Genomic DNA, 16415 nt, shown 5'->3' with positions numbered 1-16415 from the left:
TAAGATTAATGGCGGCGCAAAATCCCGCCGCATGGCCCTGCAAGAATGGAGAAAAAAAACAGCATGGCGGCGCTCAGCACCACAGCGGGACCGGCCGGTAATGAAAAGTGCCAGGAGAGCATCAGGCCAGCCAGGGCTGAAAGCATTGCCATGAAAATGGCGATAGCCAGCATCGCGGCAAGATGGCGACTCCAGAAACGGGCGCTGGCAGCGGGCAGCATCATTAATCCCACCGACATCAGCGTGCCCAGCACCTGAAAGCCCGCCACCAGATTCAGCACCACCAGCATTAAAAACAGCCCATGCACCAGCGGTGCACTCCATTTTCCCTGCGCCCGCAGGAAGTCACTGTCAAAGGCATCGATGACCAGCGGACGATAAATGATCGCCAGCATAATCAGCGTAAAGGCGGCGATGCCGCCAACCAGCAACAGTGCAGCGTTGTCCACCGCCAGCAGCGAGCCAAACAGCACGTGCAGCAGGTCCACGCTTGAGCCGCGCAGTGAGACCAGCGTGACGCCCAGCGCCAGCGAACCGAGGTAAAACCCGGCAAAACTGGCATCCTCTTTTAAGGGCGTGTATCGACTCACCGCCCCCGAGAGCAGCGCCACGGCTAAACCTGCGATCAGGCCGCCGATACCCATCGCGACCAGTGACAGTCCGGAGATCAGATAGCCAATAGCCGCCCCCGGCAAAACGGCATGTGATAACGCATCGCCAATCAGACTCATACGGCGCAGCGAAAGAAATACGCCGAGTGGCGTGGCACTGATAGCCAGCGCGACGCAGGCAACCAGTGCGCGCCGCATAAACCCAAACTCAATAAAAGGCTGTATCAACGTCACGGCGCATAACTCCGCAGAGGGGGATCAGGGAGCCAGGTGCAACTGACCTCCGTATCATCCATCGACATCACATTACTGAAGTAGCGAGCGACCAGTGGACGGTCGTGCAGCACCACCAGCAGCGTTGTTCCAGCCTGCTGTTGCTGTTCCAGTATCGACATCAGTAATGTTACCGTCTGACTATCAATGCCGTTAAAAGGCTCATCCAGTAGCCAGAGCTGGCTGCGCTGCAACATCAGTCGCGCAAACAAGACGCGCTGAAGCTGTCCGCCCGATAAGGTCGCGGGCTGCGCATCTGCATAATCACGCATCTGAACCGCCTCCAGCGCCTGCCAGATTTCCCGACGCAGTTCCCGGTTGATGCCGCCGAACCAGCCGCAGCGAGGCCAGCAGCCAATTGAAACCAGTTCAAATACCGTCAGGGGAAAGCGCGTCTCCAGTTCAGTACGCTGTGGCATCCAGCCAATAGCCCGCCGCGAAACCTGCAGCTCGCAGCGCCCCGCTATTGGTGGCAGCAAGCCCGCGATGGTTTTTAACAGTGTTGATTTGCCGCTACCATTCGCGCCGACCAGGGCTGTCATCGAGCCAGCGCTGAGCTGACCATTGATGGCGGGGGTAACAGCCTGTCCCTGATAGCCCGCGCGAAGTGCGTTGAACCGGATCATGCGCTGATCCCCCATTTTATCGCCACAGCAAGCAGCGCAATGAACAGCAGTGCGATAGCCAGTCGCCCACCTAATGACATAAGTAATCCACTCTGACGCATCACTTCACCAATATGTTATAACATAACAATAATATATCGGATATTGGTGTTGCACCTATGCGCGAATGTGTATCAAAAGATAAATAACACCAGGTGTCACTGGCCGTCGCAGACATGCGATGCAGCCTGCTCACACCACTGGCGCAGGTTAACAATTAACGGTTTTGTGCTCTGCTGGCTTGCAAACTGGTTGCAGAAATCCAATGATAGGTTTATTAACGGTTATAAGCGGACCAGATATGTTGTCACGAATTGAATGTGATATTGCTGTAGGCGAATCAAACTGCACAAAATTAGCGGAGATTGTTCAGCGGAATATTCTCAAAATAACAGATTTGCTGGTAGGGGATTTACGCTGGTATTCGCAGAATGCGCAGTTAGTTCCTGGCAGTTTAAAAATTATTTGTGTTGAATATCAGGATCTGGATAGTTTTAAATTACTTTACGATTTTGACTGGAATTTATTTAGTCCTTGTCAGGATTTAAATGAAACAGTAACGCAATCGGAGCAGGTGAAGTTTCGCATTGTGCCCGGTGCACTTGAGTTTGATGCGATTGACAATGCACAACCCTCCCCCAGCGATGAATTGTAATATTTAGTAATGGAGGTGAGCAGAACTAATGGTTTTACACTATCTTTAAGATATCCCGTTTAATAACTGCCCGAATAATCGCTTCCCGGCGGCGTTATCGTGACTCGCTGCCCTGCGGCAACTGTGCTAGCTATGGAGGGGAAAAAGATGGACGAATACTCACCGAAACGGCATGATATTGCCCAGCTTAAATACCTATGTGAAAGCCTGTTTGACGACAGCATGGCAACATTAACCGACAGCCATCATGGCTGGGTAAATGATCCCACTTCTGAAAGCAATCTGCAGCTTAACGATTTGATTGAGCACATCGCCTCTTTCACCATGAATTACAAAATTAAGCACGTTGAAGATGAAGCGCTGATTTCGCAAATCGATGAATATCTTGATGATACCTTTATGTTATTCAGCAACTATGGTGTCAATAGTCCGGATCTTCAACGGTGGCAACGTTCAGCTAAACGCTTATTTAATCTGTTCACTGAAGAGTGCGCTTTTCTCCAGCAACCGAGCCATTCATTATAGTACAGACATGAGAACGGTTTATTTATGAACAAAACCCTGACTAAAACTGATTATTTGATGCGACTACGGCGTTGCCGTTCACTGGATACCCTGGAAAGGGTCATTGAAAAAAATAAGTATGAATTACCTGAAGATGAGTTAGCGGTATTTTACTCGGCAGCTGACCATCGTCTGGCAGAACTGACGATGAACAAGCTTTACGATAAAGTCCCGGGTTCAGTCTGGAAATTTGTCCGCTAGTTTTATTGATTAGTACTTAGCTTTACACTTTTTAGTACCGGATATTCCTGCCTGCCGTCAAACCAATCGGCCAGGCGGGTTTTGCCTGTCTGCAGTTTCTGTGAAGGGATATTGCGAGGGAGAAAGTGGTGGGGGCCCTGCCAGCTACATCCCGGCACACGCGTCACCTGCTACGGCTGCTTCCTTCCGGATCTGACCGAGTTCACAAGCTAGCATTGCGGGAGAACCAACAGGGCCCCCATTGACAAGCCCTCTTTACGAGAGCGGGGGCATTATCTGGGAAGGAGGGTGCAATTGCAAGCGTAGTCGGGACAACCGTTGTTTTCTTGAACAACCGCCGCTATAACGCTTTCACTGCTTTCTCCCCATGCTAAAGTTAAGACCCTATTCCTGATGAAATAAGCAGATGAAATAAACACATGGATCAGCCTGACACCTTCCAGCAACGCATCTGGCAAATTGTTGCCGCTATTCCGTATGGCCATGTCACTACCTATGGCGATGTGGCGCTGCTGGCAGGTTCTCCGCGGGCGGCACGTCAGGTCGGCGGCGTGCTCAGTCGGTTACCTGAAGGCACTACCCTTCCCTGGCATCGCGTCGTCAATCGTCACGGTAAAATTTCACTGCAGGGCGACCGTCTGTTCAGACAGCGCGATGCACTGGAAGCCGAAGGCATAGAGGTAAGTGATGAGGGACAGCTTGATATCGGAACGTATCGCTGGGATTTCAGGCAGTAAAAGGGGCGACAAGGTCGCCCCGAAAAGTGATTAAATATGGGTTGGTGCAGGAACAGCTGCAGACGGCGTCACCTGAGTCGGTGAGGTCGAAGGAACGGTGGTCGCTGCCCCCGGCTGGGTTGGCATCGCCATTGATGGCACGGGTACCAGCAGCAGTTCAGCTTTAGTGCCACCCTGGTTGATCACCGGCTTCACGCCTTCAGTGACAAAAGCCAGCTTGCCGTCGATTGAGATCGCTGCGCTTAACAGAATGCGCGCATTAGGCTGGATGTCGGCCGGGTTAAACGGCAGCACGAACTGGAACGGTGCCTGTTTACCTTCAGTACGCACCACGCGTTGCGACAGCACTTTTGATGGTGCATCGGATACAGAGGCATCAGACAGGGTTACCGTTAACACCGCATCCGGCGGCAGCGCAATGCGCTGGCGGATAAATACAGAGCCACTTACGTTAGGCTGCGCAATTGCCGCGGTCTGGCCTGCAACCGCAGAACCCAGAGTGGGGGTCGGAACGGGTTTACTCTTATCGGCGCATCCCGCAACAGCAAGCGCCATAATTACACCACTACACACATGCCTGAGTTTCATTGATGTCGTCTCCATTTGATCAAAATGATTGTCGGCAGCGAATCCTGCTTACAGCGTTTCACTCGCCGTATGTCCTTAATGTTGGCACAAAAATGAAATTTTGCCTGGCTCAGCTAAAGCGGAAAGTCTGATTGACGTTAACTGGTCCGATCTTTCACACTGAGCAGGTCACTTTATTGAGGAATGCGCCATGAGTCAGGCACTGCAAAATCTGCTGAATCTGTTAAATCTGGAAAAACTCGAAGAGGGTTTATATCGCGGCCAGAGCGAAGATCTGGGTCTGCGCCAGGTTTTTGGCGGTCAGGTGGTCGGTCAGGCGCTTTATGCCGCTAAGCAAACCGTTCCGCCAGATCGCGTTATCCACTCTTTCCACAGCTACTTTTTGCGGCCCGGCGATAGCCAGAAAGCGATTATCTATGATGTTGAAACGCTGCGTGATGGCAAAAGTTTCAGTGCCCGGCGGGTAAGTGCCATTCAGAATGGACAGCCGATTTTTTACATGACCGCATCGTTTCAGTCGCCGGAAAGCGGATTTGAACATCAAAATCCGATGCCTGAAGTCGTCGGGCCTGAAAACCTGTTAACTGAACAGGCGATGGCGCAGAAAATGGCACATCTTCTGCCAGAAAAGCTACGCGAGAAATTCATTGCTGAACGTCCGCTGGAGATCCGTCCGGTACAGATTCACAACCCGTTGCGGGGACATGTGGCTAAGCCTGAGCGCCAGGTCTGGATCCGTGCCACTGGCCCACTACCTGACGACTTACGTATTCATCAGTACCTGCTCGGCTATGCTTCCGATCTCAATTTCCTGCCGGTCGCGCTTCAGCCGCACGGCAAAGGCTTTTTAGAACCGGACATGCAGGTCGCCACGATCGACCATTCCATGTGGTTCCATCGCCCGTTCGACTTCACTGAATGGCTGCTCTACAGCGTAGTCAGTACCTCGGCTTCTGGCGCACGCGGTTTTGTCCGGGGTGAGTTTTACAATCAGCAAGGTTTGCTGGTGGCGTCGACGGTTCAGGAAGGCGTGATGCGTCAGCGCAGCGAATAAAAAAAGGGGCGATTTCTCGCCCCCGATTAATCTTTTCCGTACTGACACATTACTGGTTGTAAGCGTTCTCGCCGTGGCTGTTTACATCCAGACCTTCACGCTCATGCTCTTCCGGTACACGCAGACCAACAATCAGGTCAGCCAGCTTGAAGCCGATAAAGGCGACAACACCCGACCAGACGATAGTCAGGCCGACGCTGAACAGCTGCACCCAGACCTGATGGCCCATGGTAACGCCCTGTGCATAGCCCACGCCGCCCAGTGAAGAGGAAGCAAACACGCCAGTCAGAATACAGCCTACAATTCCGCAGACGCCGTGTACGCCGAACACATCGCAGGGATCATCCACACGCAGCCATTTCTTCAGGGTGGTCACACCCCACAATCCTGCCAGGCCGCCAACCAGACCGATGATCAGGGATCCGCCCACGCCAACGTAACCACAGGCTGGGGTAATCGCTACCAGACCGGCAATAAAGCCTGAACAGGCACCCAGCAGAGAAGGCTTACCACGTACCGCCCACTCGCCAAAGGTCCATGCCAGGACTGCGCCCGCGGTTGCGACGACGGTGTTCAGGAAGGCCAATGCCGCGATTTCATTTGCTGCAGACGCAGAACCGGCGTTGAAGCCGAACCAGCCAACATAAAGAATCGCGGTGCCGGTGAAGACCATTGGCAGGTTGTGTGGCTTAAAGGCCTCTTTACCAAAGCCAGCACGTTTGCCTACCAGATAAGCGCCCACCAGACCTGCTACTGCGGCGTTAATATGCACTACTGTACCGCCAGCAAAGTCCAGCGCACCATCCTGAGCCAGGAAACCGCCCGCCCACACCATGTGCGCGATAGGTAAATAGGAGAGCGTCAGCCAGACACCGACAAAAATCAGTACTGCAGAGAAGCGGATACGTTCAGCTATCGCACCGACAATCAGGCCCACGGTGATACAGGCAAATGAGGCCTGGAAAGCGACGTGGATATACTGATAGAAACTGCCCATTACGGCGGTAAGTTGAATGTTTTTCAGCATGGCCCAGCCAAAGCCACCAAAGAAAGCATTGCCTTCACTGAACGCCAGGGAGTAGCCGTAGACCACCCACAATACGCAAACCAGCGAGAAGGTCACCGCGACCTGGGTCAGCATCGACAGAACGTTTTTGCCGCGAATCAGACCACCGTAAAACAGCGCGATACCTGGAATTGACATAAACAGCACCAGCGCGGTGCAAATCATCATAAATGCGTTATCAGCCTTGTCCGCAACGGCAGGCGCAGCCATCGCGAGTGAGGGTAACAGTGCCAGGCTGGTGAGGCCCAACTTAGCTAACATTTTATTCATTTTTATTCCATCCCATCACAGTACTGAGTCTTGATTACAGAGCGGCTTCGTCGGTCTCGCCGGTACGAATACGGATGACGCGCTGCAGTTCAGCCACGAAAATCTTACCGTCGCCAATTTTGCCGGTGTAAGCCGCTTTACTGATGACATCCACCACTTCGTCCAGCTGATCATCGGCAATCGCGATATCAATTTTGACTTTTGGCAGGAAATTTACGCTGTATTCTGCGCCACGATAAAGCTCTGCATGGCCTTTCTGACGGCCAAACCCCTTCACTTCGGAGACGGTCAGTCCCTGAATGCCGATAGAGGATAAAGCTTCACGTACATCCTCCAGCTTGAATGGCTTAATTACGACGGTGACCAGCTTCATTGGATCCCCTCCAGCGAGTAAATTGGTAACGTTTATGGACACGAAGGGATATAAGCAAAGCCTGTGCCAGAGTGTAAAACTGACGTTAATCAGTGAGTCAGGCGAGACGCGGCAAGGCATGGTTTTAACCGTAGCGGAAACCTGAAGCCTGGATGAAGGGGAATACTGCCAGGGACTGCACTCCTTTGGTGCTTAAGGCGTCAAAGGAGTGCATTTGTACAGATTATTCTGATAAACATGCTCAAAAAAGGTGCAGCTCAACCTTCAGATGTTACAGGCACGCCCGACGCCAGATTTTCACCTGCCTGTTGTAGCTGATACATCTGCCAGTAGCGTCCCTGCATCGCCAGCAGTTGCTGATGGGTACCCTGCTCCACCACACGACCGCGATGCAGCACCAGAATCTTGTCCGCTTCCACAATCGTTGATAGTCGGTGCGCAATCACCACCAGCGTACTGTGCTGACGAAGCGTCGCAAGTGTCTGCTGAATCGCCTGTTCGGTACCGGAGTCGATATTGGCTGTTGCCTCGTCGAGGATAAGTATCTGCGGCAGATCAACCAGTACCCGGGCCAGCGCCAGCAGCTGCTTCTGTCCGACCGACAAATTATTGCCCTGCTCGCCCAGCCGGGTATGAATTCCCTCTGGTAAAGCCTGCGCCAGTGGCGCCAGCTGTACCTGCTGGAGCACCTGCCAGACAGCCTCTTCACTGATGTCGCGGCCCAGCCGGACATTGGCCAGCAGCGTATCGGCCAGGACGACCGGATCCTGCTGCACCATCGCGATACCGTGTCGCAGCACGGCATGACTCAGGTCACCAATAGGCCGGTCATCAATCCGGATTTCGCCGCGCGTCACCGGGTAGTAGCCCATCAGCAAATTAGCCAGAGTACTCTTGCCGCTGCCGGTATGGCCCACCAGTGCCACGAATTCACGCGGTGCGACGTCAAGATTGATATCACTGAGTACATCGCGGTTTTCACGGTAGGCAAAACTGAGATTGTTCAGGGTGATACGACCTGAAGCCAGTGGCTGCGGGTCGATGCCATATTGCTGCTGCGTAGCATCCATCAGCTCGAAAATACGCTCACCAGAAACCACCGCCTGTTGCAGCATCGATTGCTGCGTGGTCAGCTCAATCAGCGGCTCATTCAGGCGGCCCAGGTAAGTAATAAAGGCATACAACACCCCGACTTCAAACACGCCAGGCACCGAGAAGCTGAACAGGATCAGCAACCCACACAGTACCATCGCTGAAAACAGGCTCAACAGAGGGCGCAGCAGAAAGCCATCAAGACGCAGCGTCTCCATTCGCGCCAGATAGTGGGAGCGACTCGCTTCGCCCATACGCTCACCAAATCGCGCCTGCTGGCGAAACTGCTGAATCACGCTCATGCCGCTGATCACTTCGTTAAAGCCGTTGTTAATGTCTGCCAGATAACTACGAACCCGTCGGGCAATCGGCGTGCTGTAGCGCTGATAGATAAACATGACTATCAGTACCAGCGGGAAGATCATCATCGCCACCAGTGCCATACGCCAGTCAAGGCTGAACATCGCTACCATCATGGCACCAACGAGTGCAGCACTGCGCAGCACAGTGGAGACCACCGTGACGTAGAGATCGCGGATGACTTCGGTGTCGTTCGTCACACGCGAAATGATTTGACCGACCGGCTGGGTATCAAAGGCGCTCAGCGGCTGACAGAGTGCTGCATTCATCACGTCACAGCGCAACTGCTGGACCACACCAATTGCGGCACGGTTGAATAACAGCGCCTGCCAGTAGTGCAGCCCGGCGGCCAGTAACTGAAGCAGAATAAAACTCACCACCAGTCCGGCAACGATACCCCAGGGCATCTGATGCTTCGCCACCAGGTTATCAATAAAATAGCTGACCAGCACCGGGCCGGTCACTTCCGCTGCGGCAGCAATCCAGAGCATGCCAACCGCCAGCGACAGAGATTTGCGCCATGGCTTGCCGTAGCTCAGCAGACGCTTCAGGGTTGGCCACAAGCGTGCAGACTTAGCCATGCGGCACTCCTTTCTCATTTTCATCGTCATCCAGTGCCGCTTCGAGTTGCTGATACCGGTACATATCACGATACCAGCCAGCACTGCTGGCCAGCGCATCGTGATCGCCTCGCTGCATCACGCTGCCCTGTTGCAGCACCAGAATTTCACTGGCTTCTGTCAGCGCTGACAGGCGGTGTGCGCTGATAATCAGTGTTTTGCCCTGCCCCCAGATGCGCAGGTTATGCAGGATTTCGTGTTCGGTACGTCCATCCACTGCAGAAAGTGCGTCGTCCAGAATCAGGATTTCGGCATTCAGCAGGAGTGCCCTGGCAATTGAAAGACGCTGCTTCTGTCCACCGGACAGCATGACGCCGCGCTCCCCGACTTCCGTTTCATAACCCTGCGGCAGACGCAGGATATCGTCATGAACACAGGCCAGCATAGCTGCACGTTCTATCTCCAGCTGGGTTGCGCCCGGTTTCCCCAATGCAATATTGTTCGCCACACTGTCTGAGAACAGGAACGGTGTCTGGCTGACTACGGCCAGACGGCTGCGCCAGCTGTCCAGCCGTAACTGCGGCAGCGGGATCTGATGGTAGCGGATGTCACCCTGCTGAATATCAAAGTGACGCTGAATCAGGCTGAGCAGTGTGCTTTTGCCACTGCCGGTTGGCCCGCACAGTCCCAGCATTTCACCGGGTTTCAACTGGAAGATGATATCGCTTAGCACCGGACCTGTGCTGTCCGGATAGTGAAAGGCGCGAATAGCGACCTGCAGCATGCCGGGTTGGTGGGGTAAAGATTTATCGCCATCTTCCACCGCTGGCGCTTCTGCCAGCAGCGCACCGATGCGGCTCCAGGCGGCGCTGCCGCGTTCGACAATATTAAACATCCACGCCAGCGCCAGCATTGGCCAAATCATCAGGCCGAGATACATCACAAAACTGGTGAGCTGTCCCAGCGTCATCTGATCATGCCACACCATCCAGCTGCCGCCGCCAATCGCCAGCAGGTTTGAGAAACCGATCGCGATGTAGATTGTGGGATCGAAACGGGCATCGACCCGCGCGACGCGCAGGTTTTTTTCCCCGGTATCACGGGCGATATCGGAAAATTGCTGCGACTGATGCTGTTCCAGACCAAAGGCTTTGATCATCCGGATGCTGGTCAGGCTCTCCTGCGTCTGATCGTTGAGGCTGGAGAAGGCCGCCTGTGCCAGCTTAAAGCGGTGGTGCAACTGATTGCCGTAACGATGGATCACGATAGCCATAATCGGCATCGGCACCAGCGCCAGCAGCGTCAGTTGCCAGCTGATCTGAGTACTCATCACCAGTAACACCACACATCCCATCACCAGCGAATCGACCAGCGTCAGTACCCCTTCTCCGGCCGCAAACACCACCCGGTCCACGTCGTTGGTGGCGCGCGCGATCAGGTCGCCGGTGCGGTGACGCAGGTAAAATGCCGGTTGCTGACGACTCAACTGGCGATAAAAATCTTCGCGCAGTTCAACCGCCAGCTGGTAGGAGGCACCAAACAACAGGACGCGCCAGACATAGCGCAGCAGATAGACCACGATTGCCGTTGCCAGCATGATCCCAATCCACATCATGATGCGGCTGGAACTCATGTTGTCACGTGTTACACCATCGACAATCACGCCGACTACATGCGGCGGCAGCAACTGCAGAATAGCAATAACAATAAGCAGGATGACCGCGCCCAGATAGCGCCGCCACTCCCGCAGGAAATACCAACTTAACTGACTGAATAATCGCACAACGCTGCTCTCAATCTCAGGCCCTCAGAGGGCGACAGGTAAAGCCGTGGTGTATTTAATCTCTTCCATGGCGAAGCTGGATGTCACATCAATCAGGCCGGGCACCCCATTGACTACTCGCTTGTAAAAAGCATCATAGCTTTTCATATCGGCCACCTGAATGCGCAGCAGGTAATCATACTCCCCTGCCATGCGGTAAAAGGCCATGACCTCCGGCATGCTACTCACCACGGAGACAAAAGTCTGATACCAGTCGCGGCTGTGCTGCTGGGTTTTCACAAACATAAATGCCGTCAGTGACAGTCCGATTTTATCACCATCCAGCAACGCTACCCGAGCGCGAATAATGCCATCATCTTCCAGTTTTTTCAGGCGCTTCCAGCAGGGTGTGGTGGTAAGGTTGACGGCATCCGCCAATGCCTGCAGTGACAGGGTACAGTCCTGCTGCAGTAGCGCGAGCAATTTGAGGTCAGTTTTATCTAACATTCGGGGCTCCGAGAGAATCATTTTCTCCATTACCGCGATTTTAGCGGTAATTTTGCAATCTCTTTTTCCTGCACGTGCCATAAAATAGTCTCATTATTTTTTATCGGACGCCTGAGATGCACACTTGCTGGATTCGTCACGCTATCAACGAAATTAACGCTGACTTTCAACGATCGGCAGAGACCCACTTGATCCGGTTCGATCTGGCGGATTTTCCCGGCATCTGGTTCTATCTGAAAGATGAGAGCACCCATCCCAGTGGCAGTCTTAAACATCGGCTGGCACGATCTCTTTTTCTTTACGGCCTTTCTAATGGCTGGATTAAACAGGATACGCCGATTATAGAAGCCTCGTCAGGCAGCACTGCCGTTTCTGAGGCGTACTTCGCAAGGCTGCTGGGCCTGCCGTTTATTGCAGTGATGCCCGCCAGTACAGCGAAGCGTAAAATTGAGCAGATCGCGTTTTATGGCGGACAGTGCCATTTTGTCGAGGATCCCTGCCAGCTTTACGCAGAGTCTGAACGGCTGGCGCGGCAGCTGAATGGCCATTTTATGGATCAGTTTACTTACGCTGAACGCGCGACAGACTGGCGTGGCAATAACAACATTGCAGAGAGCATCTTTCGTCAGATGCAGCACGAGCCCTATCCCATTCCCCATACTGTCATCATGAGTGCAGGCACCGGCGGCACTTCAGCGACCCTGGGCCGCTATATTCGTTACCAGGGACTGGAAACGAAAATGCTGGTAGTGGATCCGCAGCATTCTGTCTTTTTCGACTACTGGAGGCAGCGTGATGCCACTCTGACCAGCACGCGCGGCAGCATGATCGAGGGGATTGGCCGTCCACGGGTAGAACCCTCGTTTATGCCTGACGTGATCGATGAAATGATAAAAGTGCCGGATGGTGCGACGCTGGCCGCCATGCTGAAACTGGAAAAGATTCTGGGACGCAAACCTGGCGCCTCTACCGGCACTAATTTCTGGGGCATGATGCAGGTGGCGAAACGCTTACGGGCGGCAAATCAGCAAGGGGCGCTGGTGACACTGCTTTGCGACAGTGGCGAACGTTATCCCGATAGCTACTATCAGCCAGAGTGGGTAGCAAAACATATTGGCGATATCACGCCGTGGCAGCGCGAGCTGGAATAAAAAACCGGACATCCTGTCCGGTGCACGGCAATCCTCAGCATTCGGGGGAATACGCGAGGTCAGGTGTAGCCAGCCAGTGATTTAAATAGTGAGACACTGCCTGTGTCTCGCAATGCCCTAATACGGGTAAATGCGGAAGTGCGGCTTTCAATTGCGCCATCGCATTGCCCATGATGAAGCCCTGCCCGACCTGCGCCAGCATCTCGCGATCGTTCATCGCATCACCAAACGCCATACATTCCGCCATTGTCAGCGACAGGTGATCACATAACAGCGCCAGCGCGCTGCCTTTGTTGCAGTGAGCGGGCAAGACCTCCAGCGTGTCCACCCCAGAGAAGCAGATCGTAGCCTGCTCGCCCAATGCGGCATCCAGCGAGATCTTTAGCCGACACAGATTCTGATGCTGATCAATAAAGCAGATTTTTGTCACCTGATGCGCAGGCAGCTTTTTAAGATCGCACAGCTGATAGCCGAATCCGCTCATCTGATGGGCCAGCAGCAGCTCCGGAGCAGGTCGATCGGTAAACCACCCCTGATCGTTGAAAATATGGATTGTCGCGGTGGTATCCCAGTGGCGGTGGATGACCTCTTCAGCGACGGCAGGAGGCAGATCACGTGCGAAGATAAGATTGCCAGACCGATCGTGTACGCGGGTGCCATTACCGGTGATCAGCCATGCGGGAAGTGTCATTTTTTCCCGCAGGATCTGCATTTCCTGCAGATGGCGGCCCGTTGCCAGCGCGAGATTAACACCACGCAGATGCAATGCCTGCAAACTCTCCAGAGTCTGCTGACCCAACTGATGATTCGGCAGCAACAATGTGCCATCCATATCGAACGCGGCTAAACGCACCATGATTCCCCTCCTGATGAAAGATGGCTTTACTATTGCCTGTAAATTACGGAACTAATAGTGAATACTTAAAAAAAACTGTTCCGGGTTTAGCATGCGCCAACTTAATCGCCTTAATCAGTTTCAACGTCTGTGGCAGCAGAGTCTGGGCGCCTCTCAGCAGACCTGCGTGGCAGAGATGGCGCGCCACTGCATCTGCAGCGAACGCCATCTGCGAACGTTGCTGTCACAGTGGCAGCACGCAGGCTGGCTTCGCTGGCATGGCGAGCCAGGCCGTGGCAAGCAGGGGAAATTAACGTTTCTGCAAACGCCTGAACAATTACGACAGCAGTTGCTGCAACGCCAGCTTGATGCCGGAGAGGCGGCGGATGCTTTGCAGTTGCTGGATCTGGCACCGGAAAGGCTGATCAATATGCTGCGGCCACTCATGGGTGGTCAGTGGCAGAACGATACGCCGGTTCTGCGTATTCCCTACTATCGCCCGATGGAAAGCACTGAGCCGCGCCAGATTGCCGGACGGGCTGAACAGCATCTGGTGCGCCAGATCTACTCAGGACTGACCCGGTTTGAACAGGATGAGCCGGTGGGCGATTTGGCACACCACTGGCAACATGATGAGGCATCATGTAGCTGGTTATTCTGGTTACGGCCTCAGCTAATGTGGCACAACGACGAGCCAGTGCAGGCCGCACAACTGGTGACGCAATTCCGTCAGCTATTGCACGATACCCGCGTGCGTGTATTGCTGGCTGATGTGATTAGCGTGGATGCCCCCCATCCGCTTGCGCTGCGGTTTATCCTGCGACGCCCTGACTTCTGGCTGCCTCATCGCCTTGCCCATCTGTTATGCCTGTTGCCCCATCCTGATGATGCTGTCATTGGCAGCGGCCCATGGAAACTGGCGCACTTTAGTCCTGAACTGGTCAGGATTGAAAGTCATTCCCGCTGGCATCTGCAGCGGCCGCTGTTGCAAGCCGTTGAGTACTGGATTACGCCTCAGTTGTTTGATCCTGCTCTCGGCAGTAGCTGTCGTCATCCGGTGCAAATTGCCATAGGGGATGCCAATGAGCTCAGGACGTTACAACCGGTGAGCAGCAGCATCAGTCTGGGCTTCTGTTATCTGGTCTGCCGACCACGAGCCGGATTTACGCGCGATCAGGCACGTACGCTTTTTCAGCTAATTCAGCAAAGCGGCATCGTCAGCCGGTTGCCACTGGATGAAGGATTAATCACGCCCAGCAGCGAACTGTTACCTGGCTGGGATGTGCCGCGGATTAATCGTGTCCCGGTCCCCTTGCCGGCGACACTGACGCTGCATTATCAGTTACCGGTTGAATTACACCAGATGTCACAGGCGCTGGTTGCCCTGTTAAAACGGCACGGTTGCAGCCTGAACGTGGTGTTTCACCCGGTAAAAAACTGGCACCGCATCGAGCAACTCGATGAAGCAGATATCGTGATGGGTGACAGGCTGATTGGCGATGCGCCGGTCTTTACATTGGCCAACTGGTTGCAGAGCGATCCGCTATGGCGGCCGCTGTGGGTCACACCAGAGGGCGAAGACGTCCAGGCGCAACTGCTGGCTATTCAGCAGATCGCGGACAGCAACATTCGTACTCACACGCTTCACCAGCTTTATCATCAGCTGATGATGAAGGGCATTCTGCTGCCGCTGTTCAATTATCGCTACCAAATCCACGCACCGCCTGGCGTTGAAGGCATTGAGCTCAACACCCTGGGCTGGTTCGATTTCAGTCGCGCCTGGATTCCACCGCCCATTGATCCGCCTTGCAGCTGTTCAGCAGCGGACTGAGGCATTACCATAAGCGCAAAATTAATGACCAGGAAAACACCATGAAACGCGCTGTTGTAGTTTTCAGCGGTGGACAAGACTCCACTACCTGTCTGATTCAGGCCTTAGAGCAATATGATGAGGTTCACTGCGTCACGTTCGATTATGGACAACGCCACCGGGAAGAGATTGAGGTTGCCCGGGATCTGGCCAGTAAACTGGGCGCGCGCGCGCATAAAGTACTGGATGTGACCATGCTGAACGAACTCGCCGTCAGCAGCCTGACACGGGATAACATTCCGGTGCCGGCTTACAATCCTGAGGCCAGTGGTTTACCCAGTACGTTCGTGCCGGGCCGCAATATTCTCTTTCTGACGCTGGCCTCGGTTTACGCCTACCAGGTTGAAGCGGAAGCGGTGATCACTGGCGTCTGTGAGACCGATTTCTCTGGCTATCCCGATTGCCGTGATGAGTTTGTCAAAGCGCTGAACCATGCGGTGTCGCTTGGCATGGCGCGCGAGGTTCGTTTTGAGACGCCGCTGATGTGGCTCAACAAAGCGGAAACCTGGGCGCTGGCGGACTACTGGCAGCAGCTTTCGCTGGTACGTGAGCAGACGCTGACCTGCTATAACGGCGTGAAAGGTGACGGATGTGGTGAGTGTGCTGCCTGCAATTTAAGGGCTAATGGCTTGCAGGGGTATCTCAACGATCGTGATAGCGTAATGGCCGCGATGAAAGCTAAGAGCGGCCTTAGTTAAGGCACTCTGGCGTGGCGGCAGAGAATTTAGTTTGCCGCCTTTACCCGGTTTATGCCATCAGACGCATCAGTCGCTCGCGTAATTCTCCTTCCAGCGCAACCGCCTTCTGGGTCCGCAAATCAATACAGACAAACGTGAGTGCAGCATCCGCCACGACGGTTTCCTGACCTGCCAGCAAAACCCGCTGCGCAATAATGCCGCTTTTACCATTCAACTGCGTGATTGCACTGTCGATAGTGAGTACGTCGCCCAGCACGGCCGGGCGACGATAATTGATGTTGATGTTGACCACCACAAAAGCCAGTTTCTGTTCCTGCAACCAGTGGAATGCTTCAACCTCTTCCAGCCATTCCCAGCGAGCTTCCTCAAGAAACTCAAGATAGCGTGCATTGTTGACGTGCTGATAGACATCCAGATGATAGCCGCGCACTTTTATGGTGGTCTGCATGGTCATGCTCTCCTGCTACTGTAAGTTAACTGGTTGGACCTGTTCACTTTAGCAGAGTCGCCTGCTCAGCGCGGC

The 16415-nt window shown here is 54.0% G+C and carries 18 protein-coding genes and 1 other RNA gene; 8 read left to right on the top strand and 11 right to left on the bottom strand.

Going from position 1 to position 16415, the window contains the following annotated elements; genetic code table 11:
• Window positions 1-5 precede the first annotated feature (5 nt).
• Both Q7C21_RS13875 and Q7C21_RS13870 read right to left on the bottom strand, forming a co-directional pair.
• On the bottom strand, window positions 6-845 hold the full coding sequence (locus tag Q7C21_RS13875; protein ID WP_003850449.1) for a metal ABC transporter permease: 840 nt from the start codon (window positions 843-845) through the stop codon (window positions 6-8).
• Window positions 842-1510 (bottom strand): metal ABC transporter ATP-binding protein, encoded by a 669-nt coding sequence (locus Q7C21_RS13870; protein WP_008924910.1) that lies wholly within the window; start codon window positions 1508-1510, stop codon window positions 842-844. Before Q7C21_RS13870 ends, Q7C21_RS13875 begins: the two co-directional genes overlap by 4 nt.
• A 340-nt stretch (window positions 1511-1850) precedes the next feature.
• Between Q7C21_RS13870 and Q7C21_RS13865 the strand changes: the two genes are divergently transcribed.
• The 3 genes from Q7C21_RS13865 (at window position 1851) to Q7C21_RS13855 (ending at window position 2969) form a co-directional block, all read left to right on the top strand.
• A complete protein-coding gene (locus Q7C21_RS13865; protein ID WP_182630045.1) occupies window positions 1851-2204 on the top strand; it encodes a hypothetical protein in 354 nt (117 codons plus the stop codon).
• A gap of 147 nt (window positions 2205-2351) precedes the next feature.
• Entirely contained in the window at window positions 2352-2729 is a 378-nt protein-coding gene (gene tomB, locus Q7C21_RS13860) for an Hha toxicity modulator TomB (protein WP_003850455.1), read from the top strand.
• 24 nt (window positions 2730-2753) lie between these two features.
• Window positions 2754-2969 (top strand): HHA domain-containing protein, encoded by a 216-nt coding sequence (locus tag Q7C21_RS13855; RefSeq protein ID WP_003850458.1) that lies wholly within the window; start codon window positions 2754-2756, stop codon window positions 2967-2969.
• A gap of 135 nt (window positions 2970-3104) precedes the next feature.
• On the opposite strand, the gene ffs is transcribed toward Q7C21_RS13855, so the two are convergent.
• Window positions 3105-3201: signal recognition particle sRNA small type (ffs, locus tag Q7C21_RS13850), an RNA gene on the bottom strand.
• A gap of 187 nt (window positions 3202-3388) precedes the next feature.
• Here ffs and Q7C21_RS13845 point away from each other — a divergent pair.
• Window positions 3389-3706 (top strand): MGMT family protein, encoded by a 318-nt coding sequence (locus Q7C21_RS13845; RefSeq protein WP_003850460.1) that lies wholly within the window; start codon window positions 3389-3391, stop codon window positions 3704-3706.
• Window positions 3707-3736: 30 nt separating this feature from the next.
• On the opposite strand, the gene Q7C21_RS13840 is transcribed toward Q7C21_RS13845, so the two are convergent.
• Window positions 3737-4294 (bottom strand): YbaY family lipoprotein, encoded by a 558-nt coding sequence (locus Q7C21_RS13840; RefSeq protein ID WP_008924908.1) that lies wholly within the window; start codon window positions 4292-4294, stop codon window positions 3737-3739.
• 190 nt (window positions 4295-4484) lie between these two features.
• Here Q7C21_RS13840 and tesB point away from each other — a divergent pair, with 190 nt between their 5' ends.
• The gene (gene tesB / locus Q7C21_RS13835; RefSeq protein WP_375150794.1) at window positions 4485-5348 is read left to right on the top strand and encodes an acyl-CoA thioesterase II; all 864 of its coding nucleotides are present in this window, start codon (window positions 4485-4487) and stop codon (window positions 5346-5348) included.
• Between the two features lie 49 nt (window positions 5349-5397).
• Here the strand turns inward: tesB and amtB are convergent, their stop codons facing one another.
• The 5 genes from amtB to Q7C21_RS13810 form a co-directional block, all read right to left on the bottom strand.
• On the bottom strand, window positions 5398-6684 hold the full coding sequence (gene amtB, locus Q7C21_RS13830) for an ammonium transporter AmtB (RefSeq protein WP_003850465.1): 1287 nt from the start codon (window positions 6682-6684) through the stop codon (window positions 5398-5400).
• A gap of 34 nt (window positions 6685-6718) precedes the next feature.
• On the bottom strand, window positions 6719-7057 hold the full coding sequence (glnK, locus tag Q7C21_RS13825) for a P-II family nitrogen regulator (protein WP_003850469.1): 339 nt from the start codon (window positions 7055-7057) through the stop codon (window positions 6719-6721).
• Between the two features lie 257 nt (window positions 7058-7314).
• Window positions 7315-9090 (bottom strand): SmdB family multidrug efflux ABC transporter permease/ATP-binding protein, encoded by a 1776-nt coding sequence (locus Q7C21_RS13820; RefSeq protein ID WP_008924906.1) that lies wholly within the window; start codon window positions 9088-9090, stop codon window positions 7315-7317.
• Window positions 9083-10852, bottom strand: coding sequence for a SmdA family multidrug ABC transporter permease/ATP-binding protein (locus Q7C21_RS13815; protein WP_008924905.1), 1770 nt, complete (start codon window positions 10850-10852; stop codon window positions 9083-9085). The genes Q7C21_RS13820 and Q7C21_RS13815 overlap by 8 nt, the downstream gene beginning before the upstream one ends.
• A 24-nt stretch (window positions 10853-10876) precedes the next feature.
• Window positions 10877-11338, bottom strand: a complete 462-nt coding sequence (locus tag Q7C21_RS13810; protein WP_033742960.1) for an Lrp/AsnC family transcriptional regulator — start codon at window positions 11336-11338, stop codon at window positions 10877-10879.
• A gap of 116 nt (window positions 11339-11454) precedes the next feature.
• Between Q7C21_RS13810 and Q7C21_RS13805 the strand changes: the two genes are divergently transcribed.
• A complete protein-coding gene (locus Q7C21_RS13805; RefSeq protein ID WP_008924903.1) occupies window positions 11455-12489 on the top strand; it encodes a PLP-dependent cysteine synthase family protein in 1035 nt (344 codons plus the stop codon).
• Between the two features lie 34 nt (window positions 12490-12523).
• Here Q7C21_RS13805 and cof read toward each other — a convergent pair whose 3' ends face one another.
• Entirely contained in the window at window positions 12524-13345 is an 822-nt protein-coding gene (gene cof, locus Q7C21_RS13800; protein WP_039659081.1) for an HMP-PP phosphatase, read from the bottom strand.
• A 91-nt stretch (window positions 13346-13436) separates the two neighbouring features.
• On the opposite strand from cof, the gene Q7C21_RS13795 reads away from it, so the two are divergent.
• Both Q7C21_RS13795 and queC read left to right on the top strand, forming a co-directional pair.
• On the top strand, window positions 13437-15155 hold the full coding sequence (locus Q7C21_RS13795; RefSeq protein WP_008924901.1) for an SgrR family transcriptional regulator: 1719 nt from the start codon (window positions 13437-13439) through the stop codon (window positions 15153-15155).
• A 41-nt stretch (window positions 15156-15196) separates the two neighbouring features.
• Window positions 15197-15892 carry a 7-cyano-7-deazaguanine synthase QueC gene (gene queC / locus Q7C21_RS13790; RefSeq protein WP_008924900.1) on the top strand — a complete coding sequence of 232 codons (696 nt, stop codon included), beginning with the start codon at window positions 15197-15199 and terminating at the stop codon, window positions 15890-15892.
• Window positions 15893-15941: 49 nt separating this feature from the next.
• Here the strand turns inward: queC and Q7C21_RS13785 are convergent, their stop codons facing one another.
• Complete coding sequence (locus Q7C21_RS13785) at window positions 15942-16340, bottom strand: thioesterase family protein (RefSeq protein ID WP_003850485.1); 399 nt, start codon at window positions 16338-16340, stop codon at window positions 15942-15944.
• Between the last annotated feature and the right edge of the window lie 75 nt (window positions 16341-16415).

It is taken from the genome of Pantoea sp. ANP04 (genome assembly GCF_041982285.1).
GTDB lineage: Bacteria > Pseudomonadota > Gammaproteobacteria > Enterobacterales > Enterobacteriaceae > Pantoea > Pantoea eucalypti.
Note: the sequence above shows the minus strand (reverse complement) of the source record. Positions and strands in the feature narration are given on the sequence as shown.

Coding starts and splice junctions, on each gene's coding strand:
- Q7C21_RS13840 (WP_008924908.1), bottom strand. CDS start 4,294: ATGAAACTCAGGCATGTGTGTAGTGGTGTAATTATGGCGCTTGCTGTT.
- Q7C21_RS13795 (WP_008924901.1), top strand. CDS start 13,437: ATGCGCCAACTTAATCGCCTTAATCAGTTTCAACGTCTGTGGCAGCAG.
- Q7C21_RS13865 (WP_182630045.1), top strand. CDS start 1,851: ATGTTGTCACGAATTGAATGTGATATTGCTGTAGGCGAATCAAACTGC.
- Q7C21_RS13870 (WP_008924910.1), bottom strand. CDS start 1,510: ATGATCCGGTTCAACGCACTTCGCGCGGGCTATCAGGGACAGGCTGTT.
- Q7C21_RS13810 (WP_033742960.1), bottom strand. CDS start 11,338: ATGTTAGATAAAACTGACCTCAAATTGCTCGCGCTACTGCAGCAGGAC.
- amtB (WP_003850465.1), bottom strand. CDS start 6,684: ATGAATAAAATGTTAGCTAAGTTGGGCCTCACCAGCCTGGCACTGTTA.
- tesB (WP_375150794.1), top strand. CDS start 4,485: ATGAGTCAGGCACTGCAAAATCTGCTGAATCTGTTAAATCTGGAAAAA.
- Q7C21_RS13820 (WP_008924906.1), bottom strand. CDS start 9,090: ATGGCTAAGTCTGCACGCTTGTGGCCAACCCTGAAGCGTCTGCTGAGC.
- Q7C21_RS13845 (WP_003850460.1), top strand. CDS start 3,389: ATGGATCAGCCTGACACCTTCCAGCAACGCATCTGGCAAATTGTTGCC.
- glnK (WP_003850469.1), bottom strand. CDS start 7,057: ATGAAGCTGGTCACCGTCGTAATTAAGCCATTCAAGCTGGAGGATGTA.
- queC (WP_008924900.1), top strand. CDS start 15,197: ATGAAACGCGCTGTTGTAGTTTTCAGCGGTGGACAAGACTCCACTACC.
- Q7C21_RS13785 (WP_003850485.1), bottom strand. CDS start 16,340: ATGCAGACCACCATAAAAGTGCGCGGCTATCATCTGGATGTCTATCAG.
- Q7C21_RS13855 (WP_003850458.1), top strand. CDS start 2,754: ATGAACAAAACCCTGACTAAAACTGATTATTTGATGCGACTACGGCGT.
- cof (WP_039659081.1), bottom strand. CDS start 13,345: ATGGTGCGTTTAGCCGCGTTCGATATGGATGGCACATTGTTGCTGCCG.
- tomB (WP_003850455.1), top strand. CDS start 2,352: ATGGACGAATACTCACCGAAACGGCATGATATTGCCCAGCTTAAATAC.
- Q7C21_RS13805 (WP_008924903.1), top strand. CDS start 11,455: ATGCACACTTGCTGGATTCGTCACGCTATCAACGAAATTAACGCTGAC.